This window comes from Clostridium zeae, assembly GCF_017312485.1.
GTDB lineage: Bacteria > Bacillota > Clostridia > Clostridiales > Clostridiaceae > Clostridium_AR > Clostridium_AR zeae.
Window position 1 is genome coordinate 458705 of sequence record NZ_BMBA01000003.1, and the last position, 22842, is coordinate 481546.

At 33.0% G+C, this 22842-nt stretch carries 23 protein-coding genes, 1 tRNA gene and 1 other annotated feature; of the genes, 1 reads left to right on the forward strand and 23 read right to left on the reverse strand.

All coding sequences use genetic code 11. The annotated features are described in order from the left end of the window. Positions 1 to 258: 258 nt before the first annotated feature. The 23 genes from ptsG to J3477_RS16980 form a co-directional block, all read right to left on the reverse strand. On the reverse strand, positions 259 to 2292 hold the full coding sequence (ptsG, locus tag J3477_RS16870; protein WP_206871106.1) for a glucose-specific PTS transporter subunit IIBC: 2034 nt from the start codon (positions 2290 to 2292) through the stop codon (positions 259 to 261). 216 nt (positions 2293 to 2508) lie between these two features. Then, positions 2509 to 3360, reverse strand: a complete 852-nt coding sequence (gene licT, locus J3477_RS16875) for a BglG family transcription antiterminator LicT (protein ID WP_206871107.1) — start codon at positions 3358 to 3360, stop codon at positions 2509 to 2511. A gap of 292 nt (positions 3361 to 3652) precedes the next feature. Beyond that, positions 3653 to 4012, reverse strand: coding sequence for a 50S ribosomal protein L7/L12 (gene rplL, locus J3477_RS16880; protein WP_206871108.1), 360 nt, complete (start codon positions 4010 to 4012; stop codon positions 3653 to 3655). 54 nt (positions 4013 to 4066) lie between these two features. After that, positions 4067 to 4570: a 50S ribosomal protein L10 gene (gene rplJ / locus J3477_RS16885; RefSeq protein WP_206871109.1), complete on the reverse strand. Its 504-nt coding sequence runs from the start codon at positions 4568 to 4570 to the stop codon at positions 4067 to 4069. A 37-nt stretch (positions 4571 to 4607) separates the two neighbouring features. Next, positions 4608 to 4734 (reverse strand) — a sequence feature (ribosomal protein L10 leader region). A 43-nt stretch (positions 4735 to 4777) separates the two neighbouring features. Further along, positions 4778 to 5467: a 50S ribosomal protein L1 gene (rplA, locus tag J3477_RS16890; RefSeq protein ID WP_206871110.1), complete on the reverse strand. Its 690-nt coding sequence runs from the start codon at positions 5465 to 5467 to the stop codon at positions 4778 to 4780. A 58-nt stretch (positions 5468 to 5525) separates the two neighbouring features. After that, the gene (rplK, locus tag J3477_RS16895) at positions 5526 to 5951 is read right to left on the reverse strand and encodes a 50S ribosomal protein L11 (RefSeq protein WP_206871111.1); all 426 of its coding nucleotides are present in this window, start codon (positions 5949 to 5951) and stop codon (positions 5526 to 5528) included. Positions 5952 to 6023: 72 nt separating this feature from the next. Beyond that, positions 6024 to 6545: a transcription termination/antitermination protein NusG gene (gene nusG, locus J3477_RS16900; RefSeq protein WP_183279224.1), complete on the reverse strand. Its 522-nt coding sequence runs from the start codon at positions 6543 to 6545 to the stop codon at positions 6024 to 6026. 38 nt (positions 6546 to 6583) lie between these two features. Further along, positions 6584 to 6817 carry a preprotein translocase subunit SecE gene (secE, locus tag J3477_RS16905; RefSeq protein WP_206871112.1) on the reverse strand — a complete coding sequence of 78 codons (234 nt, stop codon included), beginning with the start codon at positions 6815 to 6817 and terminating at the stop codon, positions 6584 to 6586. Between the two features lie 36 nt (positions 6818 to 6853). Next, a complete protein-coding gene (rpmG, locus tag J3477_RS16910) occupies positions 6854 to 7003 on the reverse strand; it encodes a 50S ribosomal protein L33 (RefSeq protein WP_128211257.1) in 150 nt (49 codons plus the stop codon). 164 nt (positions 7004 to 7167) lie between these two features. Beyond that, positions 7168 to 8361, reverse strand: coding sequence for an elongation factor Tu (gene tuf, locus J3477_RS16915; protein WP_206871113.1), 1194 nt, complete (start codon positions 8359 to 8361; stop codon positions 7168 to 7170). A 61-nt stretch (positions 8362 to 8422) separates the two neighbouring features. Next, positions 8423 to 8498: transfer RNA gene (locus J3477_RS16920), tRNA-Thr, on the reverse strand. Between the two features lie 91 nt (positions 8499 to 8589). Next, entirely contained in the window at positions 8590 to 9228 is a 639-nt protein-coding gene (gene sigH, locus J3477_RS16925; RefSeq protein WP_183279226.1) for an RNA polymerase sporulation sigma factor SigH, read from the reverse strand. A 72-nt stretch (positions 9229 to 9300) separates the two neighbouring features. Next, positions 9301 to 9810, reverse strand: coding sequence for an NYN domain-containing protein (locus J3477_RS16930; protein WP_206871114.1), 510 nt, complete (start codon positions 9808 to 9810; stop codon positions 9301 to 9303). Positions 9811 to 9833: 23 nt separating this feature from the next. Continuing rightward, the gene (rlmB, locus tag J3477_RS16935; RefSeq protein ID WP_206871115.1) at positions 9834 to 10706 is read right to left on the reverse strand and encodes a 23S rRNA (guanosine(2251)-2'-O)-methyltransferase RlmB; all 873 of its coding nucleotides are present in this window, start codon (positions 10704 to 10706) and stop codon (positions 9834 to 9836) included. 30 nt (positions 10707 to 10736) lie between these two features. Continuing rightward, the gene (gene thyX / locus J3477_RS16940) at positions 10737 to 11477 is read right to left on the reverse strand and encodes an FAD-dependent thymidylate synthase (protein ID WP_206871116.1); all 741 of its coding nucleotides are present in this window, start codon (positions 11475 to 11477) and stop codon (positions 10737 to 10739) included. Positions 11478 to 11731: 254 nt separating this feature from the next. Further along, positions 11732 to 12148: a Mini-ribonuclease 3 gene (locus tag J3477_RS16945; RefSeq protein WP_206871117.1), complete on the reverse strand. Its 417-nt coding sequence runs from the start codon at positions 12146 to 12148 to the stop codon at positions 11732 to 11734. A 35-nt stretch (positions 12149 to 12183) separates the two neighbouring features. Further along, positions 12184 to 13992, reverse strand: a complete 1809-nt coding sequence (locus J3477_RS16950; RefSeq protein ID WP_206871118.1) for a penicillin-binding transpeptidase domain-containing protein — start codon at positions 13990 to 13992, stop codon at positions 12184 to 12186. A 161-nt stretch (positions 13993 to 14153) separates the two neighbouring features. Beyond that, complete coding sequence (locus J3477_RS16955; protein ID WP_206871119.1) at positions 14154 to 15407, reverse strand: glutamate-5-semialdehyde dehydrogenase; 1254 nt, start codon at positions 15405 to 15407, stop codon at positions 14154 to 14156. Between the two features lie 19 nt (positions 15408 to 15426). Next, a complete protein-coding gene (proB, locus tag J3477_RS16960; RefSeq protein WP_206871120.1) occupies positions 15427 to 16557 on the reverse strand; it encodes a glutamate 5-kinase in 1131 nt (376 codons plus the stop codon). A gap of 124 nt (positions 16558 to 16681) precedes the next feature. Further along, the gene (gene cysS / locus J3477_RS16965) at positions 16682 to 18079 is read right to left on the reverse strand and encodes a cysteine--tRNA ligase (RefSeq protein WP_206871167.1); all 1398 of its coding nucleotides are present in this window, start codon (positions 18077 to 18079) and stop codon (positions 16682 to 16684) included. A 49-nt stretch (positions 18080 to 18128) separates the two neighbouring features. After that, positions 18129 to 19841 (reverse strand): proline--tRNA ligase, encoded by a 1713-nt coding sequence (locus J3477_RS16970; RefSeq protein WP_206871121.1) that lies wholly within the window; start codon positions 19839 to 19841, stop codon positions 18129 to 18131. Positions 19842 to 20258: 417 nt separating this feature from the next. Beyond that, on the reverse strand, positions 20259 to 20942 hold the full coding sequence (gene ispD, locus J3477_RS16975) for a 2-C-methyl-D-erythritol 4-phosphate cytidylyltransferase (protein WP_206871122.1): 684 nt from the start codon (positions 20940 to 20942) through the stop codon (positions 20259 to 20261). A 13-nt stretch (positions 20943 to 20955) separates the two neighbouring features. After that, on the reverse strand, positions 20956 to 22065 hold the full coding sequence (locus J3477_RS16980) for a PIN/TRAM domain-containing protein (protein ID WP_206871123.1): 1110 nt from the start codon (positions 22063 to 22065) through the stop codon (positions 20956 to 20958). Positions 22066 to 22356: 291 nt separating this feature from the next. Here J3477_RS16980 and J3477_RS16985 point away from each other — a divergent pair, with 291 nt between their 5' ends. Beyond that, positions 22357 to 22755, forward strand: a complete 399-nt coding sequence (locus tag J3477_RS16985; protein ID WP_206871124.1) for a nucleoside triphosphate pyrophosphohydrolase family protein — start codon at positions 22357 to 22359, stop codon at positions 22753 to 22755. Positions 22756 to 22842: the final 87 nt, after the last annotated feature.

Below are 22842 nucleotides of genomic sequence, written 5' to 3' on the forward strand. Positions count from 1 at the left end.
TGACAACTTTGCAAACAAAATTTACTAATATTCTTTATCAATGGCAGCTAATTTATTTCTTCATTATGAATTACTATTTTTATTAAATTATGAAACTTGGCATATAAATACATGTTAATATTACCACTAAAACTAATCAAATTAAATTTTAGTTAACAAATTAATATAGCCTTTAATTTGTTTTTGTAAAAAAGTCGATGAAGCGAATAAAAAAATAAACCTAGAGTTTTTACCCTAGGCTTACCTAATTAGACATTATTATTTTTTAACTATAAAGACTATACCTTTTTGTCCATTTACTACATCTCTGTTAGATGATAAAATTACTGCTTCTTCCTCAGTTAAATTAGTAAATATTATAGGAGTAATTATAGACTTAGTGTTTACTTTGATATAATTCAAATCTATTCTTAAAAGCGTATCTCCCTTTTTAACCTTTTGACCTGGTTCCACTATTAACTCAAATCCCTGTCCTCTCAAATGCACTGTATCTATACCAACATGAATCAAAATCTCTTTTCCATTGGTTGCAATCATTGTTAATGCATGCTTAGCTGGGAATATTGATTCTACAACACCATCAACCGGCGAAACTAATAATCCATCAGTTGGATCTATAGCAAATCCGTCACCCATCATTTTTGATGCAAATACATCATCAGGTACTTCACTTAAATCCAAAAGTTTTCCTGTTATAGGAGCCACTATACTATCATTACTCGAAATTTCTTTATATTCTGTTAGCTTATTAACAACTACATTTCTCTTTGGTAAAGTCTTAGTCACTGTTCTTCCAGCTATTATATCACTTATTTGTGACTTTATTATATCTGACATTGGTCCAAATATAGCTTGAATGTTATCACCAACTTGCATAACTCCTGCAGCACCTAATTGCCTCAATCTATTGCTATCAACCTTTTGTATATCTTTTACTGTAACCCTCAATCTTGTTATACAAGCATCAAGACTCTTAATATTCTTTTTATTACCAAGTGCAGCAATTATTTCTGCTGCTAAATCATCTTTGTCTACAACAACTGCAACATTCTCATCTTCAGGTTCTCTTCCTGGAGTCTTCAAATCAAATTTTCTTATTACAAATCTGAATCCAAAGTAGTAAATTACCGAGAGTACTAAGCCAACTGGTATTACTAACCACCATCGTGTTCTATTAGGTATAACACCAAATAATATGTAATCTATTACTCCACCTGAGAATGTCATACCTATCTTCACGTTCAATATATTCATTATCATAAATGACAATCCTGCAAATATACAGTGTATACCAAATAATACTGGTGCAACGAATAAGAACGAGAACTCTAATGGTTCTGTTATACCTGTTAAAAATGAAGTTAGTGCAGCAGAAACCATTATACTACCTATTACCGCTCTCTTTTCAGGTCTAGCTTCTTGATATATTGCTAATGCAGCTGCCGGAAGCCCAAACATCATGAAAACAAACTTACCAGTCATGAAAGTACCTGCTGTGAATGGAACTCCATCCTTTAACTGAGCCATAAATATATTCTGATCTCCCATTACTAGTTGCCCAGCTTTATTTGTATATTCACCAAACTGATACCAGAACGGATTGTAAAATATGTGATGCAAACCAAAAGGTATTAATGCTCTTTCAATTACTCCAAACACAAAAGCAGCCAATGTCTTATTTGTATCGATCATTCCACTTGAAAATGCAAATAGACCATGTTGTATAGGAGGCCATATTAAAGTCATAAGAAGTCCTATTAATACTGCAATTGCTGCTGTTACTATCGGTACAAATCTTTTTCCTGCAAAGAAACCTAAATATGATGGTAATTCAATTCTATAATATTTTTTATATAATACAGACGCCACTATACCTATAATTATTCCACCAAAAACTCCTGTTTGAAGTGTTGGTATACCTAATACATCTGCATACATTGGATCCTTTAACATGTCTGCATTGACACCAAGGAAGGTTCCCATCGTTGTATTCATTATAAGAAAACCCACTATTGCAGCTAATCCTGCAACACCTTCGCCATCACTTAACCCAACAGCAACCCCAACCGCGAACAAAAGTGCAAGGTTGCTAAAAACTACACTACCTGAATTCTCCATTACAGACGCCAAAAGTTGGAACCAATTTGCATTTAATGCTGGAACCCTGTCTAAAAATGAAGGATTTCTAAACATATTGCCAAAAGCAAGCAATATCCCCGCCGCTGGAAGAAGCGCTACAGGAAGCATAAGCGCTTTACCTACAGGTTGTAAAACTCCAAAAATCTTTTTCATTTTTTCTCCTTTAATTTTTGTGATATCAACATCACTTCTCTATACTATTTTTCAATATATTTTCTTATTAAAAAGACGTATTTATAGCAACGCCAAGAGAAATACACTATATAATAAAAGACCCAAATCTATTGCAAACCGACCTCTAAAACGATATAAATCGAATTAGAGCTTGCAATAAACTTAGATCTGCTTGCACACTCAGTAACCATTATGTTATTTAATTTTGGCTTTTACTACATTTATAACTCTATGTATATGTAAACTTAGGTACACTAGCTCATCTTCGATAACCTCATAGTTATATTTACTTTTTATAAAAGCTTTAATCTTTAATGAACAGTCATAAGCATCTCTATATTTAATTTTAATTATATCTATAAATTCACTATCTGTTTTTTCAGTATTTTCCGCAGTAATTACTCTTTTAGCAAAAAACTTTAAGTGAGTTAATAGTCTATCATAATTTAAATCATCTTCAATAAATTCTGTAGAAAAATGATATCTAATTATATTTAGAACATCTCTTACAACATTAGTTAAAATATATGATTCGCTTATATTATCAGTATAACTGGCATTTACTATATGAAGCGAAATGAACCCTGCTTCATCTAAAGGTAATGAAACATTAAGTTTTTCATTTATATAACCTACCGCCCATTGTCCAATCTCAAACTCTTCCCTATGTACTCTTTTTATTTCCACTAATAAGTTATTTTGAACCACTATATCGTTTGCAAGTCGCTTTATAGAAAAAGCTATGTGGTCTGATAATGCAACATAAATGTGATTATCTAATGTTCTATTTAATCGCTCTTCAGCTTTTTTTACTATATCTCCAGTTATCTGTATAATCTCCATAGGAATTTCTTCTATCAGCTTTTTAAACTTATCGCTGTCGTTAGGATTATCCATTATAAATATCTTCTCGATTTTATCATCCTCAATTTCTTGACCTACCTTTTTCTTAAAAGCTAATCCGCTTCCCATGAGAATTTTTTCTCGTCTTGTCTTGGGATCTACAGTAATCACAACATTGTTATTCAATATCTTTTCAATGATCATAGATTAACCCACTTCCATCTCAACTTATTTAACAGCTAAATTAATAAAATACCCAAATCAAAATCAACTATTATAGTTTAATAGTTCACTTTAATTTAGGTATTGCCTGCTTATCAGTAACAATCCATATATATAACTATACCATCTTAATCAACATATCATTTAACGCTTTTGTTGTCAATGTATCCTAATGGCTTTATATATAAAAATTTCTAACAACCCTTAATTTTTGTTTAAATTGTTATATTAAATGATAAAGACACCGCTTTAAGCAGTGTCTTATCTTAAAAGACTACTTTACTTCTACAGTAGCTCCAACTTCAGATAACTTAGCTTTCATAGCTTCAGCATCTTCCTTTGAAACGCCTTCTTTAAGAGTCTTAGGAGCTCCGTCAACTATTTCCTTAGCTTCCTTTAATCCAAGACCAGTTATTTCTCTAACTGCCTTTATAACTTTTATCTTTTCTGAACCAGCGCTAGCTAATACTACGTCGAATTCAGTCTTTTCTTCTGCAGCAGCAACTGGAGCACCAGCAGCAGCAACAGGAGCAGCAGCACTAACTCCAAATTCTTCTTCGCAAGCCTTTACTAAGTCGTTTAATTCTAAAACAGTCATATTCTTTATAGCTTCAATGATTTGTTCTTTATTCATTATTCGCACCTCCGAAATTTTTCAGTTAATTTTATAGTTTAGTTTTTTTAAAGACTATTCAGCAGATTCTGCTTCTTTTTTGTCTTTTATAGCACTTAATAAGTAAGCAAGGTTTGATATTGGAGCCTTGAAGCTTCCAAGAAGTTTTGCAATAAGAACTTCTTTTGATGGTATTGATGCAAGTTGGTTAACCTTATCTTGATCAAATATTTCTCCATCAACTATACCAGCCTTAAGCTCAAGTTTCTTATGAGTTTTAGCGAAATCAGCTAAAATTCTTGCTGGAGCTGTAACATCTTCGTATCCGAATGCTATTGAAACTGGTCCTTCTAAGTATTGAACTATACCTTCGTGACCAAGCTCTTTAGCTGCTAATGTTACCATACTGTTTTTATAAACCTTATATTCTACACCAGCTTCTCTTAATGCTTTTCTTAATTCAGTATCTTCTTCAACTGTTAGACCTTGATAGTCTGCAAGAATAACTGCTTGAGCTTTTTCTAACTTTTCTTTAATTTCAGCAACTTTTGCTTCTTTTAATTCTCTATTCTTGTTCATTACTGTGTGTCCACCTCCTCACAGTCTAAAACTGCTTTATATAAATAAGAAAGGTCTTTCCGTAGATACGAAAAGACCATTACAAGCTTGTATTGGAACCCTCGGCAGGTTGTTTTACGTTATGCTTACGCACCCACTGTCTACGGAAATATTATTCTCTTTTAACAACAAAAATTATTATACTAGATTAGTATTATTAAGTCAATACTATTCTAAAACTTTTGTTGGGTTAACTTTAACTCCAGGTCCCATTGTAGCTGCTAGTGATACTGATTTAACGTATTGTCCTTTTGCAGCTGCTGGCTTAGCTTTTATAACAGCTTCCATTAAAGTGTGGAAGTTATCTGCTAACTTTTCTACGCCGAATGAAGCCTTTCCTATTGGACAGTGAACTATAGCAGTTTTATCAACTCTATATTCAACCTTACCAGCTTTGATTTCAGCTATAGCTTTAGCAACATCAAATGTTACTGTACCTGACTTAGGGTTTGGCATTAATCCCTTAGGTCCTAAAACTCTACCTAATCTACCAACAACACCCATCATATCTGGAGTAGCTACAACTACATCATAATCGAACCAGTTTTCGCCTTGGATCTTTGAAACTAATTCTTCAGCTCCAACGAAATCTGCTCCTGCAGCTTCTGCTTCTTTAGCTTTATCGCCTTTAGCAAAAACTAATACTTTAACACTCTTACCAGTTCCGTGTGGAAGAACAACTGCTCCTCTAACTTGTTGGTCAGCGTGTCTAGGGTCAACCCCTAATCTTACATGTATTTCTACAGTTTCATCAAATTTAGCTTTAGCTGTCTTTATTGCTAATTCTAAAGCTTCTGCTGGTGAATATAACGCGCTCTTATCAACTAACTTTGCGCTTTCTACGTACTTCTTACCCATTTATATAAGCCTCCTTTGTGGTATTAACGGTAAGTACCTCCCACCGATTAAGTGAATATTATTCTTCTACAACTACGCCCATGCTTCTAGCAGTACCTGCTATCATGCTCATAGCAGCTTCTACTGATGCAGCGTTTAAGTCTGGCATCTTCAATTCAGCTATTTTTCTAACTTGTTCTTTTGTTATCTTACCAACTTTAGTTTTGTTTGGTACTCCTGAACCGCTTTCTAATCCTAGCTCCTTCTTTATAAGAACGGCAGCTGGAGGAGTTTTAAGAATGAAGCTGAAAGATCTATCTTGATATACAGTAATAACAACTGGTATTATAAGACCAGCCTTATCAGCTGTTTTTGCATTGAATTCTTTACAGAATCCCATAATGTTTACACCGTGTTGTCCTAAAGCTGGACCAACTGGTGGTGCTGGTGTTGCCTTTCCTGCAGGAAGTTGTAATTTAATCATTCCTGTTACTTTCTTAGCCATGAGTTATTCCTCCTATACTGTGGTAATTTCGGACATACGCCCTCCCACTTGATTAAGACGTTAGTCTGATTGTTAATCTAATTTTTCAACTTGATGGAAATCTAGTTCAGCAAGAGTCTCTCTGCCAAACATATCAACCAAGGCCTTAACCTTGTGCTTTTCTGGATTTATTTCTTGAATAGTCGCCATAAAATCTTTTAAAGGACCAGAAACAATCCTAATTGACTCTCCTACCTCTAAGTTAATTTCTATTGGAGCTTCATTTACTCCCATAGATTCTACCTCTTCATCGGTAAGTGGCACTGGTTTTGATCCAGGTCCAACGAATCCTGTAACTCCTCTAGTATTTCTAACTACATACCATGAGTCATCAGTCATCATCATTTTCACTAACACATATCCTGGGAACTTCTTCTTCTGAGTTACTTTTTGCTTACCATCTTTTTCTTCAATTACTTCTTCCATCGGTACTTGAACGTCTTGGATGAATGATTGAAGATTTCTGTTTTCAATGGCTTTTTCAAGGTTAGCTTTAACCTTATTCTCATAGCCAGAATATGTGTGTACTACGTACCATCTAGCTCTTTCACTCATAATTTATCAGATGGATATATATCCATCCAACCTCCCTCTTATTTCTTAAGTTTAAAAAGTAAATCAAAGAGGTTTTGTAATATGAAGTCTACTCCGCCAACTAGTACCATATATACTAGAGCGAAAATCACTACTGCTATAAACGCCTTCTTTAATTCGTCTTTGGATGGCCAAGTTATTCTATTAACTTCAGCCTTAACCTCTCTTAAAAACTTAAATAAGCCAGCTTCTTTTTTAGCTTCAGCCTGTTTAATCTTCCCATTTACAGCCATAAATTCACATCCTTAAACAAAGTGTGTAAAATTTAATTACTTTGTCTCTCTATGAAGAGTATGCTTCTTGCAGAACTTGCAGTATTTCTTCATTTCTAATCTATCTGGGTCATTCTTCTTGTTCTTCATTGAATTATAGTTTCTTTGCTTACATTCTGTGCATGCTAAAGTTACTTTCACTCTCATGATCTGCACCTCCAGTCAAATAAATAATGGGCATAAAAAAATAAACTCTTTTTTTATAATGAGTTTGTTACTCAATTAACTTATCATAAATAGCGTATCCTGTCAAGAAATCATGATTATTTAAAGGACTAGGTTATTAAACCCAGCCCTCACATAAGATGATCTTAACCGACGATGCTAGTAACAACACCTGAACCTACAGTTCTTCCACCTTCTCTTATAGCGAATCTTAATCCTTCATCCATCGCTACTTGAGTGATTAATTCAACGTTCATGTCGATGTGGTCTCCTGGCATAACCATTTCCATTCCTTCTGGTAACTTGATTGATCCTGTTACGTCAGTTGTTCTGAAATAGAATTGTGGTCTGTATCCATCGAAGAATGGTGTATGTCTTCCGCCTTCTTCTTTCTTAAGTACGTATACTTGACCTACGAACTTGTTGTGTGGGTTTACTGATCCAGTTTTTGCTAATACTTGACCTCTTTCGATGTCTGCTCTTTGAACACCTCTTAATAGAGCTCCTATATTATCTCCTGCTTGTGCTTCATCTAGTAACTTTCTGAACATTTCTATTCCTGTTACTACTACTTTTCTTCTTTCTTCTGATAAACCAATTATTTCTACTTCTTCACCTACATGTAGTATTCCCTTTTCAACTCTTCCTGTTGCAACTGTTCCTCTACCTGTGATTGTGAATACATCTTCTATTGGCATTAAGAATGGCTTATCTGTTGCTCTTTCTGGTGTTGGGATATAGCTATCTACTGCATCCATTAACTCAGCGATACAAGCTGTTGCAGCTTCATCTGTTGGGTTTTCTAATGCTTTTAATGCTGATCCCTTTATTACTGGAATGTCATCTCCTGGGAAGTTGTATTCGCTTAATAATTCTCTAACTTCCATTTCAACTAATTCTAATAATTCTTCGTCATCAACCATATCTGCTTTATTTAAGAATACTACTATATAGTCAACACCTACTCTTGATGCTAGTAGTATATGTTCTCTTGTTTGTGGCATTGGGCCATCTGCTGCTGATACAACTAATATAGCTCCATCCATTTGTGCTGCTCCTGTTATCATGTTCTTAACATAGTCAGCATGTCCTGGACAGTCAACGTGAGCGTAATGTCTGTTTTCTGTTTGGTACTCAACGTGTGCTGTATTGATTGTGATTCCTCTTTCTTTTTCTTCTGGTGCCTTATCTATTTCGTCATACTTAAATGCTTCTGCAAATCCCTTGTTTGCTAATACTGATGTTATTGCTGCTGTTAATGTTGTCTTACCGTGATCTACGTGTCCTATTGTTCCGATATTTACGTGTGGCTTATTTCTTTCAAATTTAGACTTTGCCATTGTGTGTTCCTCCTTTTTTAATTTGATAAACTTTGCCTAGCGTTTTGTAAATTCCAAAAAATGGAGCTCACGAACGGGATTGAACCGTCGACCTCCACCTTACCAAGGTGACGCTCTACCGACTGAGCTACGTGAGCAGTTTTATATAATATAATTGATATATAACATATACCAATTATAAAGTTTACTACCATTAATTTTTTTTGTCAATATTTTTTGTATTTTGTATTATTTAATATTTAAACATTTTTCTAACTTTCTTTTTACTCTTTGCAGTGCGTTATCTATCGACTTAGCCTGCCTATCTAAATCACAAGCAATTTCCTGATATGACTTGCCATCTAAATAAGACATAAGTACCTCCATCTCAAGATCTGAAAGCACTCTTCCCATCTCTTTTTCAATATGAGTCATTTCTTCCTTGCTTATTATAAGTTCTTCTGGATCTGTTATCTTAAGCCCAGCAAGTACATCAAGCAATGTTCTATCAGATTCTTCATCATATATAGGTTTGTTAAGGGAAACATAAGTATTTAGAGGAATATGTTTTTGCCTTGTTGCAGTTTTTATTGCTGTTATTATCTGCCTTGTGACACATAGTTCAGCAAACGCCTTAAAGGAGGTAAGCTTTTCAGGATTAAAATCCCTAATAGATTTATACAAACCTATCATGCCTTCTTGATAAATATCTTCTTTGTCTGCTCCAATAAGAAAATATGACTTCGCCTTTGTCTTGACAAAGTTTTCATATTTATTGATAAGATACTCCTGTGCATTAGTATTACCCTTTTTGGCTCTAATTACTACTTCTTCGTCAGAAATTTCTTTAAACTCTCCAAAGCTATTATCTCTACCTCTCGTCTCCACACTATCCCCCCTTTAACCACTGATGCTACTTAAATAATTATAAATCAGCCAATCTTTCTTAGTCAAGTAAAATCAACGACTCCTGCGTATTTTCTCAAGTTCTTCCAGTATTTTTTTATCTAAACTATCTTCTAATAAGTTTTTTTGCTTCAGTTTACTTTTTTCTGTCTTTTTTCTTATCTTATCCTCTATAGATAAAACTTCATTATAAAACTCTAAGGAAGACATCCTTACAGCGCCTCTTTGAAAAATAGTTTGTTGTTCCAACCAGTCTGAAGTCACAACAAAAACCTCAACTTTTCTACCTATGTTATTTATCATTCTCTCTATGTATGCATCAGCAGTTTCTCCGTCTTTAGTAAAGACCACAGTCACCATTCCAGCTATATCTTTCTTTTCCATATTCCCGCCCACTTTGTGAGCATCAAAGACTATGACTATCTTGGAAGATTTATAGCTACCATAATTCTGCATAGTATCAATAAGCTGTTGTCTAGCTGACTCAAAACTATAATCTTTGATCTTATTTAAATTCGGCCAACTGTTTATAACATTATACCCATCAATATATATTATTCTCACAATATCACTCTACTCTATTGAAACTATTTCAAAAGTCTTGATTTTAATATTTCGTACATCATTATTCCACCTGCAACTGAAGCATTCAAAGAGTTTATTTTTCCTACCATAGGTATCTTAACTAATTTATCGCACTTATCTTTTGTAAGTTTAGACATTCCTCTTCCTTCGCTACCTATAATCAAAGCACATGCGCCAGAAAAATCAGTTTCATAAGAATATGAATCACCGTCTATTTCAGCACCATAGACCCATACACCAACTTCCTTTAACTCATCAATAACTGTATTTATGTTCGTAACCTTAGCAATCTTCATATGTTCTATTGCCCCTGCTGCTGATTTATACACAGTTGACGTTACTCCTACATTTCTTCTTTTAGGAATTATTATCCCATGTACTCCGGAAAGTTCAGCAGTTCTAACTATGGATCCAAGGTTATGAGGATCTTCAAGTTCATCTAAGATTATAATAAATGGCTTTTCACCTTTTTCTTCTGCATATTTAAGTATATCCTCTACCTCTGAATACTTAAATGGGGTTACTATTGCAATAACACCTTGATGTGTTCCAGTTTCACTAATTGAGTCTAGTTTTTTTCTATCCACTTCTTTAATAACAACTCTTTTTTCTTTGGCCATAGCAATTATCTTGTTAATAGAACCTTCCATATTACCATTAGCAATTAATATTTGCTCTATAGTTCTATCAGACTTCAAAGCCTCTATAACTGCATTTCTACCTTCTACTACATCCTCTCTAATCGGAGCATCTACTTCTCTTCTATCTTCTCTTGTGTTCTTTTTAACATGTTCATTCTTAACAAACTTATTATTATTTTTATAATCAATCTTATTCTCATTTTTATTATTGCTTTTGTTCATTCTTTGAGCCATAAGTGCTTCATCTCCTTAAATCTTGTATTCCTATTTTCCTAAGTACTTTTCCCTAACTTCAACTATTTTACCGCAAGTCATTTTCCCCTCAGGACAAGCTCCTTTAACGCAATTAGGACCGGCCTTTTTAAATAGAGTAGGACAAACCTTTTTAACTTCTTCAAGCATTTCATCTGCCATTGCTCTTATTTCCCATTGCGCTCTGTTACAGCATCTATGATGAAAGAAATTCAGTAAGCTTCTTGCATTCATAGTAAAAACAACTTTTGTCTCACAGGCATTTGGAAATACATATCTTGCATCTTCAATAGCCTTTTTCTCAGCGCTCTTTTCATCTATACCAGAGCTTATGTAATTATTTTTTAAAATTTCCACTAAAGAATCATAAGCCTCTTGGCTTTTTTCCATAGCAGCTATGTACACCTCTTTTGCCTTTTCGTCATTCTCTATGCTTGGAGGTATTATATACTCAAATTGATTTAGTTTTACGTACCTTTGGCTTTGTTGAGAGTATGACGCTATTCTATGTCTTACTAATTGATGACTTAAGCTTCTAGACACACCTTCTACTCCAAAAGTAAAAGATACATGCTCTATAGGCGATTCATGCCCTATAGATACAAGCATATTTAAAAACTTATCTGTACTTTCTTCATTCAGATTGTCCATAATAGAATCAATTCCAACTGAACTATAACAAAGTTTAGCTGCTGCTGCAATAACTTTCTCAGCCTCAGGGGTATATTGTATTAACTTAACTTTTAAACTCAAACCTTCCACTCCTCTTAATATTATTGCTTATATAAATGACATTAAACAAACATATCAATATTATCTTATTATTTTTGAACAGTATAAAGCTTTTTGTAGCTATACAAAGCTTACAAAAAACTATCAACTGTTGAATTTCACTATAAATTCTTAACTTTTTAAATTGTTATATTCTTATATTTTTATATAGTTAGATTTTTATGTTTTTAACTATTTAACTAGTTATATAGTTAAATAGTTAAGAACTTATAATTTTAAGGATTAATTATCTCTATACTTCTGTTTAAAACATAAAGCAACCTCTCTTTATCCCCTATAAGAAATAAATATCCAACTAATGCTTCAAACCCAGTGGCTGATCTATATTCAATAACATCTGCATTTTTAGGAACTGTTGCTGATTTAGCATTTCTTCCTCTTTTAAAAATATAAAATTCATCTTCACTAAGCTCTGCTTCCAAAACCTTCATAATTTCACTTTGTCCATGAGCTTTTACATATTGAATAGCTTTAACATGAATTTTATGTGCTGATAATTCCTTATTTTCAAGTAATATATAATTTCTTATGAAGACTTCATAAACTCCGTCTCCTACAAATGCTAATTGAAGTGGATTTAATCTTCTAGCCTCTTCTTTAGTTAATTTCTTAAAAAGTAAATCTTCTAACATGTAATCTCCTTAAAACTGCGCTTTCCTAAAGCTTATTATTTTTTTGTAGGGTCATATCCAATCGCTCTAAATATTTGATCAAAAAGATCATGAGCGACTGGTGCTGCTATTTCTCCGCCCATGTGTTCTATTCCTTCAGGTGTATCTATTGTGACTAGAAGGCTTATTTTAGGGTTATTATATGGAGCCCCTCCAATAAACGAAGCAACTACATCTTTTCCATATCCTTTTCCACCAATATTTGCTTTCTGAGCAGTTCCTGTTTTACCTGCCACTCCATAACCTTCAATGTAAGCAAGCTTACCAGAACCCTTAGATACGGTTTCTTCCAAGAATCCAGCAACTGTATTAGCAGTTTTTTGACTTATTACTTGTCTGCTATTCTTTTCTTCATAGGTAGCAACTACCTTTCTATTACCATCAGTATCAACTTGTGATAAATTCTTCATAAAGTGAGGAGTTGTATATACTCCATTGTTAAATACAGCATTTATTGCTCCTATAAGCTGTACCATTGATGCTGCATCAGTTTGACCAAAAGAAATTGTAGCTAAGTCTACATTACTCATAGTTGACGTAGATTTTACTATACCAGTTGCTTCTCCAGGGAAGTCTATACCAGTTTGTTTTCCAAAACCGAATTTTTCTATATAGCTATTCATTTTTTCTTTACCTAGCCTTTTACCTAACTCTATAAACCCTGGATTACAGGAATTTTTTAATAAGTCTACTAAATTCTCCGCTCCATGTCCTCCTTCTTTCCAGCAATTTATAGGGACTCCATCAACAATAACATATCCTTTATCATAAAACTTATCATCTCTATAGGTTAGATTTTCTTCTAGCGCTGCAGACATAGTTACCAGTTTAAAAGTTGATCCTGGTTCATACACATCATTTACAGCCTTATTCCTCCACAACTCAAAAAGAGCATTGTTATCAGTTATTCCTTTTTTAGGATCATTAGGATTAAAATCTGGCTTATTTACCATTGCCAATATTTCACCAGTTTTCGGATCAGTTACTAGTATATTTACGCCTTTAGCCTTGGTAGTTTCCATTGTTTTTTCTGCTATTTTCTCACAAATGTACTGAATTCTTGAGTCTATAGTTGTAGTTAAATCCTTACCATTTACAGGTTGAGTATATATTTGATTAGAATATGGTAAATCTCTAGATTTTCTATCAACCTGACTTATGCTAATTCCTGGCACCCCTGTGAGGTCCTTATTATAGTACTGCTCTAAGCCAAATAAGCCTTTACCATCTACATCTACTCCACCTAATACCTGAGCAAGAAAATTATTGTTAGGATAGTATCTATTAGTATCATTTTCTATAATCACAAAGTTATAGCTATTTTTATCTCTTAATTCTTTTATCTTATCTATTTGACCCTTTTCTATTTTTCTAGCAAGAGCCAATCCTCTTGGGTAAACCCCTTGATCATTTTTTTTCTCCATGAAATCTTCAACTTCTTTTTTATCTTTACCTAAAATATCTGCAAGCTTATCTGCTATATCCTTTACTATTTCTTGAGGCTTATCACCAGTTCTTCTGCTTTTATTATCAGCATAATTATGAACCTCAAATAAGTCCAAACTTAATTTATAAACATCCCCACTAACCGCAAGCTGCTGACCATTGGTATCTAGTATACTGCCTCTCTTAGGCATAATAGTCTGTTGATATGAAGACTGTGATTCTGCTTTAGCTACAAGAAAGTTTTTTCTGACAATCATCAAAAATCCCAACCTAAAAAATAATACAGCAAATATGAACGTTATAATTCCTATAACCACAAAGGACCTTTTAGTGTTATTAATAAATTTTCTTTGTTTCATAAAAAACCTCCTCAGCTTGTACATATATATCTTAACCTATATACTACTCATTCTTAATAAATTTTATTCTTATTCTATTTTAAATCATATTATAGAATTTTTATATAAAAATTTAAAGAGTAGCATAGGCTACTCTAATAAAATTAAAAATTTCTTCAAATTTATTTCCTAATTTGTCCATCTCCGTAAATCAAATACTTATAAGAAGTTAATTCTTTTAACCCCATAGGTCCTCTTGCATGAAGCTTTTGAGTTGAGATTCCTATTTCTGCACCAAAGCCAAACTCTCCTCCATCTGTAAATCTAGTAGAAGCATTTACATAAACTGCAGCTGCGTCCACTTCTTTTAAGAATCTTTGAGAATTTGTGTAGCTCTCAGTTATTATAGCTTCTGAATGCTTAGTTCCATACTTATATATATGCTCTAATGCATCATCAATATCGCTAACAACCTTCACTGCCAATATTAGATCAAGATATTCAGTAGCCCAATCTTCTTCTGTAGCCTCTTCACATTCAATAAGCGCTCTAGTTTCTTCGCAGCCTCTTAATTGAACCTTTTTTCCCTCAAGCTCTTTTTTAAGTTCTCCGAGTATATTCTCTGCAATATTTTTGTGAATTAATATAGTTTCTATAGCATTACATACTCCTGGTCTGTGAGTTTTAGCATTAACTATAATTTCAATAGCCTTCTTAACATCTGCACTTTCATCTACAAATACATGGCAATTGCCAACTCCAGTTTCTATTACAGGAACTGTGGCATTTTCAACAACCTTTCTTATTAGGTTAGCACCACCTCTAGGGATAAGAACATCAATACACTGATTGAACTTAAGCATTATATCGACTATTTCTCGATCAGTTATATCAACAAAGGTTACAGCTCCATTTGGAAGTCCACTTTCTGTTGCAGCCTTAGATATAATTTCCGAAATAACTATATTAGAATTTATTGCTTCAGAACCACCTCTAAGTATGCAGCTATTTCCACTCTTTATACATAACGCTGTTGCATCAATAGTAACATTAGGTCTAGCTTCGTATATTATGCCTACAACACCTAATGGAACTCTTATCTTAGAAATCTTAAGCTCATTATAAGTTTTAAACCCCTCAATCACTTCTCCTATAGGATCATTAAGTCCTGCTACTTGGTCCACAGCTGAAGCCATTGCTTCTATTCTTTTTTCATCCAGAAGCAATCTATCTAATATAGCTTTAGATAAACCTTTGTTTGTGCCATTCTCTATATCCTTGGCATTCTCCGATATTATGATATTTGTATTTTCTCTAATAGCTTTTGCTATATTTAAAAGAGCTTTATTCTTAACTTCTGTCGTAACATTAGCCATACGTCTTGAAGCTTCTTTTGCCAATAATCCTTTTTGCATCATATATGCTTTGTAATCCATGTTTGTTACCTCCCCAACTTTAAAATATAACCATATTATTTATATGAATGATTTCATCATAATGCTTATACCCTAGTATTTCTTCTATCTTTCTTGTTTCTACACCAATTACAGAACTTAGATCTTTTGAGTTATAGCTAGATATACCGTGTCCTATCCTATTTCCGTCAATACTTAGTATACTTACTACATCACCTTCATCGAATTTGCCCTCAATAGATACTATGCCTTTTGGCAAAAGACTTTTATGATTTCTTAGAGCCTTTTCAGCTCCTAGGTCAACTATTATACTGGCTTTTGGTGCTGCCTCGTATGCTAACCAATGTTGTCTTCCTTTCATAGGCTTAACTTTGCCTTGAAAATAGGTTCCAACATTTTCACCATTTACAGCTCTTATTATGCTATCATTTGATGCTCCATTGCATATTATCATTGAGACACCAGATGAGCAGCAAATCTTAGCTGCATGAAGTTTTGTTATCATTCCTCCTGTGCCAAGCTTTGACCCTGCACCACCTGCATAACCTTCAATTTCTTTCGTTATGGTCTCAACATAATCTATGATTTTAGCATCTTTATTCTCTTTTGGGTTACTGTCATATAGTCCCTCTATATCAGAAAGTATAATTAACAGATCTGCATCTACGAATGACGCCACCATAGCCGAAAGGCTATCATTATCACCAAATTTGATTTCATCTACCACAAGAGCATCATTTTCATTAACTATTGGTATAGCACCTATATCTAACAGGGTAAAGAAGGTGTTTCTTCCGTTTAGATACCTTTTTCTATCTCTGATATCTTCTCTAGTCATAAGAATTTGAGCCGAAACCTTATTATATTCTGAAAAAAGCTTCTGATACATGTGAATAAGAGTTACCTGCCCAACAGCAGCACATGCTTGCTTTTCTGGTATGGTTTTTGGTCTTTCCTTATACCCCAAAGCACTAGCCCCTGTACCAATAGCGCCAGAAGTAACTAATATGACTTCAAGACCTCTATTATGTAAGTCTGCTATTTGTCTAACTATATTCTCCATCTTAACTAAATTAAGATTTCCGTTTGCATAAGTAAGAGTTGAGGTGCCTACTTTTATTACTACCTTTTTTATGTTTTCTAGATTTCTCAACCTTGTTTCCCCCTTCATGACTTATTGCTTATTACTAAATTTCAAATACTTTCCTGTACAATAAAAAGACTCGTGGCAAAGAAACACCATTTATGCTCTTCAATGCCACAAGTCTAAAATATCCAAAACAGTCACTAAAAGATTAGATCTTTTTCCATCTTACTCCCTGAGGTGTGTCCTCAAGAACAATACCTCTGTCTTTTAGCTCATCTCTAATTTTATCTGCTAATGCCCAGTCTCTATCTTTTCTAGCTTGTTGTCTTTGTTCAACTAATTGTTCTATCTCATCTTCTAATGAAACCTTAGTTGATTTCTGCAGAATTCCTAAAGGTTCTCCAAGTTCTCTTATAAGCTTTAACGCTTCAACTATAGATTCCTTAGAAGAATTTATTGATATATTAGTATTAATATCCTTTATTAAATCAAAGATAGCTGTGATAGCATCTGCAGTATTAAAATCATCATCCATTCTCTCTATATACTTTTCTTTATGTTTACTTAGAGAATTTAAATAACTTCTTTCTTCATCTGTAGCAACTTCCACCTTAACTTCTTCAAGTAAGTTTTCTAAATTTGCTATAGCATTGTAGATTCTCTCAACTGATGCCTTTGCAGATTCTAATAACTCCTCATTAAAATTAAGTTGTTGTCTATAATGAGCTGATAACATTAAAAATCTTATTACATCAGCCTCATAATTGCTCAATATCTCTCTTGCTGTAAAAAAGTTATTTAATGATTTAGACATTTTTTGATTGTTTATATTAAGGAAAGCACTATGCATCCAATAGTTTGCAAATGGTTTTCCTGTAAGAGCTTCACTTTGAGCTATTTCATTTTCATGGTGTGGGAATACTAAATCTGATCCACCTGCGTGAATATCTATTGTTTCACCAAGTATATCCTTTGCCATGCAAGAACATTCTATATGCCACCCCGGTCTTCCTAATCCCCACGGACTTTCCCATCCTGGTTCACCTGGTTTTTGAGCTTTCCATATAGCAAAATCCATAGGATCTTGTTTTCTTTCATCAACATTTATTCTTGCTCCAGCTTGTAGATCTTCTATATTCTGACCTGATAGCTTTCCATAGTGAGTAAACTTTTTAGTAGAGAAGTAAACATCCCCATTAATCTCATATGCATACCCTTTATCAACAAGCTCTTTTACGAAACTTACAATCTCATCAATGTATTCAGTTGCTCTAGGGTTAACTGTAGCTCTCTCTATATTAAGAGAGTCTGCATCTTGATAGTATTCATCTATATATCTATCACCTAGTTCCTTAACTGTTGTTCCTTCTTCATTGGCTTTATTGATCATCTTATCATCAATATCTGTAAAGTTTTGTACGAACTTAACCTCAAAGCCTCTATATTCAAAATATCTTCTTATAGTATCAAATACTATAAAGGTTCTTCCGTTTCCTATATGAAAAAAATTATATACTGTTGGTCCACAAACATACATCCTCACCTTATTTTGTTCAATGGGGATAAATTCTTCTTTTTTATTTGTTAGAGTATTATATATTTTCATCATAAACAACCCTCCCTTTGTGAATTAATTTTATATATTTATTATATTCTTATATATACAAACCAGATTCATCAAACTGTTTTTTTACTGTATTATATACATCATCTATATTTATTACATCAATATCTTGAGAATTTCTAAGCTTAAATTCTACTTGATTCTCAGTAATCTTTTTACCTACTGTTATTCTCATTGGTATTCCCATAAGATCAGCATCCTTAAACTTAACCCCAGCTCTTTCATTTCTATCGTCTAGGATTACGTCAACGCCTCTCTTTTTAAGAGATTCATAAAGTTCGGTAGCTACCTTCACTTGAGCTTCATCCTTTATATTAACAATCACTAATGCTACTTGATATGGTGATACAGAAAGTGGCCAAACTATACCATTTTCATCATGGTGTTGCTCTATTATAGATGCCATTGTTCTTGTTATTCCTATTCCATAACATCCCATTATAAATGGCTTTTGTTCTCCATTTTCATCTATAAAGTTTGCATTCATAGAAACTGAATATTTCGTTCCAAGTTTAAATATATGGCCTACTTCAGTTCCTCTAGATATAGTAATTGCTCCTCCACAGTGTGGACATTTTTCGCCTTCAGTTATGTTTCTAAAGTCTCCAACAGTTCCTTCAAAGTCTCTTCCATAGTTTACATTCTCTATATGGTAGCCAGTTTCGTTAGCTCCAACTATGAAGTTATACATCTTTTCAACTTCAGTATCAACAAATAAAGCTTCAACCTTTATGCCTATTGGTCCAGCAAATCCAACTTGTGCTCCAGTTGCTTTTGCAACTGCTTCATTATCTGCCATTTCTAAATTAGTAACACCACCTAAAGCATTTGCAACCTTTGTTTCATTTACTTCTCTATCTCCTCTTACCATAACTGCAACAATCTTACCATCTGCATTGTATATAAGAGTTTTAGCAAACTTCTTTTCTGTAGTATTAAAGAATTTTATAAGTTCTTCTATTGTTCTAGTGTTTGGAGTTTCTATTTTATTAAGTTCCTTTAGTTCTTCAGCTTCTGCTACTTCAGGAGTTGGTGCTGCTTTTTCAATATTAGCTGCATAATCACAAGAACTGCAGAATACAATATCATCCTCACCAACTTCAGATTTAACCATAAATTCTGCTGAGTTTGATCCTCCAATAGCACCTGAGTCAGCTTCAACACACTTTGCATCTAATCCACATCTATTAAATATGTTCACATAAGCCTTATTCATCTTATTGTAAGATATATCAAGTCCTGCTTCATCTTTATCAAAACTGTAAGCATCTTTCATTATGAACTCTCTGGATCTCATTACCCCAAACCTTGGTCTTCTTTCATCTCTATACTTAGTTTGTATTTGATAAAGATTTACTGGTAATTGCTTATACGATTTTATTTCATTTCTAGCTATATCTGTAAATACTTCTTCATGAGTTGGCCCAAGACAAAAATCTCTTTCATTTCTATCTTTAAGTCTAAACATCTCTGCGCCGTAAGCATCCCATCTTCCTGATTCTTTCCATAATTCAGCTGGAATCATAGCTGAAGCCAAAAACTCTTGTGCTCCTGCATTATCCATTTCTTCTCTAACAACATCTTCTATTTTTTTTAGTACTTTAAGTCCAAGTGGCATATAATTGTAAATACCTGATGCCATCTTTCTCATCATACCTGCTCTTAGCATAAGCTTATGGCTATCTATTTCAGCTTCTGCAGGTACTTCTCTTAGTGTAGAAACTAACATGTTTGACATTTTCATTTGCGTATCCTCCTCTATCTTTAAAGCAATTATAAAATTACATACTTTCAATTTGAATAAAAATGGTTAACTCAATTTTCATTTGCGTTTTTTACGTATCTCATTTTAAAAACAAATAAAAAAAGTCCACCCTATGCTTAGGGCGAACTTATATCGCGGTACCACCTAAATTTGTACTCAACTAATAATAACGGTATTAGACCGATAGTTTTTACCTACAACTCAGAAGCAGGTTCAAAGCAGTCGAAAATCTTTCAGCCAAGGATTCTCTCTCTGTAAGGTAGCTCTTACTATTCTTCTTCAATGCTTTTCAATATTAAATTTGATTAATTTATTATAACTTTTTAAAAAAAGCATGTCAATATATGAAATTTTTCTTTAACTTCTTCTAGTATATTTCTTATATTCACTAAAAACTTACGCTTCTTTTACAAAATTTTCCGCTAAAATCAAATCTTCTGGAGTAGTTATCTTTATATTCTTATAGTCACCTTCATATAAAAACACTTTGCTATGAAACATTTCAAACGCCATAGTATCATCAGTTACTGATATATTATTGTTTTTTATTTTTTCATGGCATTGTCTTATCTCATCATATCTAAAACATTGTGGTGTTTGTACTGCAAATAATGTACTTCTATTGGGTGTTGATAAAGAAAATCCGTCATCACCCTTAATCTTAATGGTATCTTTAGGCGTAACTCCTGGAGCTGCTGCCCCAAACTCTTTAGCATATGTTATACCACTTTCAATTATATCTCTAGTAACAAATGGTCTAGCAGCATCATGAATTAATACTATATCACAATCTTGTATTGATTTTAATCCATTATATACGGAATCCTGTCTTTCTGCTCCTGCTTCAATAATCTTTTTTACAGGCAGATTAAACTTTTCAATTATTTCGCTCTTGCAATATTGTATTTCATCTTTCTGAGTGACCAATACTACTTCATCTATAGAGCTGCACTCTACAAAGGCTTTAATTGCATAATATAATATTGGTTTTCCTCCAATATTTATATATTGCTTAGCTATATCAGCACCCATCCTCTTGCCCTTGCCGCCAGCCACAATAATTGCACAAGCTTTTGACATAATAATAACCCCTTTAAACTACTTCTTTCTGTTTCGCAAATATCATTCTTCCTGCAGCAGTTTGGAGTACTGAAGTAACTGTAACATCAATATTTTCTCCAATAAACTTTCTTCCACCTTCAACAACTATCATTGTACCATCGTCAAGATATGCAACCCCTTGACCTGATTCTTTACCATCTTTAACAATTGTTATGGTCATGTCTTCGCCTGGAAGTACTACTGGCTTTATAGCATTAGCCAATTCATTTATATTAAGAACAGGTACACCTTGAAATTCCGCTACTTTATTTAAGTTATAGTCATTAGTTACAACTTTTCCACTTAAAGTTTGAGCTAACTTTAAAAGCTTAGAATCCACTTCCTGAATATCTGGAAAATCGCCTTCCCAAATCTGAACCTCTATGCTTAGCTCTTTTTGAATCTTATTAAGTATATCTAGTCCTCTTCTTCCTCTATTTCTTTTTAAGGAATCTGATGAATCTGATATATGTCTTAATTCATCAAGAACAAAGCTTGGAATAACTAACGGTCCTTCAACAAATGCCGTTTGGCATATATCAAATATTCTTCCATCAATTATAACAGACGTATCTAAAACTTTTGGATATGCTTTATTTCCGTGTTTATTCTTTTTATCTTTGCTCGAACTTCTTTTTAATCCATCAAATAAAGCGATTATATCATCTTTTCTTTTAACAGAAATATCTACTCCAATTACCAACGCAACAAGGTTAACTACAATGAACACTACCTGAGCTAATATTTCATGTATCTTATTTAATACTCCATTAAGTGGTAGCATAAATAATGATGCTATTATTAGTGATATTATCGCACCTAATGCACCAAATAATATTTCACTGGCAGTGAGTTTCTGCATACTGCTTTCTATAGCATCTATTAACTTTGATATACCTCGATACAAAAGTGGAGAAACAATAAAAAGTATAAGTCCGAAAATAATAATAAATAAAGAATAAAAAATTAAAGCTACTACTGGCATTTTTATAGAGGAAAAATTATTTGCTATATAATTTGTTTTTATAAGCCCATCCGCTATAAAATAACCAACTACTAATCCAATTATAGTAAAAGTAAGTCTAAAAAGTTTTTTTACCAATATTTTTCACCTCCTATTATCTAAGTATTTCCATTATATTGAAATACATTCTTGAAAACAACAATTTTTATAAAATCCTTTAAACAATTATAACATATAGTTTCTAAAAAACATAATGAATAGATTTGAACTTTCTATAAATTACTATTTAAATACCCCCTATAAAAAAAAATAGCAATGATTTAATATAATATCTAAGGATGATCACATCTTACTTCATTGACAAAATTATCTGAAAATACTTATAATTAAATTAAATATCAAACAAATTTATCAAAAGGAGTGATACCGATGAAAGACGTTATATTCGATGATTTTCAAAATGCTGTGCAGGAATCACTACTAAGACACAAGAGTATTCTTGATATTTTATCTAAATTTCAAGAGTCTAATGCTAGGGTGAATAGAGCTGTAGCTAAAGCTGTAACAAATTGTGGTTGCGTAAAAATTTCTGCTGATAAACAATGTCTTCCGGAAGAGGACGATTCTATAGATGTCTTAGATAAATGTTTAAAAAGTCATCTTGAAGGAGAACTATGCGAAGGCTGCAGAGAAATTATTGAAAGAGAGATTGGTAATAATATCTTCTATCTTACTTCGCTTTGCAACTCCTTAGATTTAAACCTTTACGATATATTGATAAAGGAATATGATCGAATAAATACATTGGGAAAATTTACGTTTAGATGACGCTTTATTAATTATTACCTAAATATTGCATTTTAATAACAACCATTTGTAAATTTTTTAATATTTCATCAACTTTAAACGTATTCA

Bases quoted from the DNA above. Each gene is read 5' to 3' on its own strand.
- ptsG (WP_206871106.1), bottom strand. From the start codon at position 2,292: ATGAAAAAGATTTTTGGAGTTTTACAACCTGTAGGTAAAGCGCTTATG.
- licT (WP_206871107.1), bottom strand. From the start codon at position 3,360: ATGATCATTGAAAAGATATTGAATAACAATGTTGTGATTACTGTAGAT.
- rplL (WP_206871108.1), bottom strand. From the start codon at position 4,012: ATGAATAAAGAACAAATCATTGAAGCTATAAAGAATATGACTGTTTTA.
- rplJ (WP_206871109.1), bottom strand. From the start codon at position 4,570: ATGAACAAGAATAGAGAATTAAAAGAAGCAAAAGTTGCTGAAATTAAA.
- rplA (WP_206871110.1), bottom strand. From the start codon at position 5,467: ATGGGTAAGAAGTACGTAGAAAGCGCAAAGTTAGTTGATAAGAGCGCG.
- rplK (WP_206871111.1), bottom strand. From the start codon at position 5,951: ATGGCTAAGAAAGTAACAGGAATGATTAAATTACAACTTCCTGCAGGA.
- nusG (WP_183279224.1), bottom strand. From the start codon at position 6,545: ATGAGTGAAAGAGCTAGATGGTACGTAGTACACACATATTCTGGCTAT.
- secE (WP_206871112.1), bottom strand. From the start codon at position 6,817: ATGGCTGTAAATGGGAAGATTAAACAGGCTGAAGCTAAAAAAGAAGCT.
- rpmG (WP_128211257.1), bottom strand. From the start codon at position 7,003: ATGAGAGTGAAAGTAACTTTAGCATGCACAGAATGTAAGCAAAGAAAC.
- tuf (WP_206871113.1), bottom strand. From the start codon at position 8,361: ATGGCAAAGTCTAAATTTGAAAGAAATAAGCCACACGTAAATATCGGA.
- rlmB (WP_206871115.1), bottom strand. From the start codon at position 10,706: ATGGCTCAAAGAATGAACAAAAGCAATAATAAAAATGAGAATAAGATT.
- J3477_RS16945 (WP_206871117.1), bottom strand. From the start codon at position 12,148: ATGTTAGAAGATTTACTTTTTAAGAAATTAACTAAAGAAGAGGCTAGA.
- J3477_RS16950 (WP_206871118.1), bottom strand. From the start codon at position 13,992: ATGAAACAAAGAAAATTTATTAATAACACTAAAAGGTCCTTTGTGGTT.
- J3477_RS16955 (WP_206871119.1), bottom strand. From the start codon at position 15,407: ATGGATTACAAAGCATATATGATGCAAAAAGGATTATTGGCAAAAGAA.
- proB (WP_206871120.1), bottom strand. From the start codon at position 16,557: ATGAAGGGGGAAACAAGGTTGAGAAATCTAGAAAACATAAAAAAGGTA.
- cysS (WP_206871167.1), bottom strand. From the start codon at position 18,079: ATGAAAATATATAATACTCTAACAAATAAAAAAGAAGAATTTATCCCC.
- J3477_RS16970 (WP_206871121.1), bottom strand. From the start codon at position 19,841: ATGAAAATGTCAAACATGTTAGTTTCTACACTAAGAGAAGTACCTGCA.
- ispD (WP_206871122.1), bottom strand. From the start codon at position 20,942: ATGTCAAAAGCTTGTGCAATTATTGTGGCTGGCGGCAAGGGCAAGAGG.
- J3477_RS16985 (WP_206871124.1), top strand. From the start codon at position 22,357: ATGAAAGACGTTATATTCGATGATTTTCAAAATGCTGTGCAGGAATCA.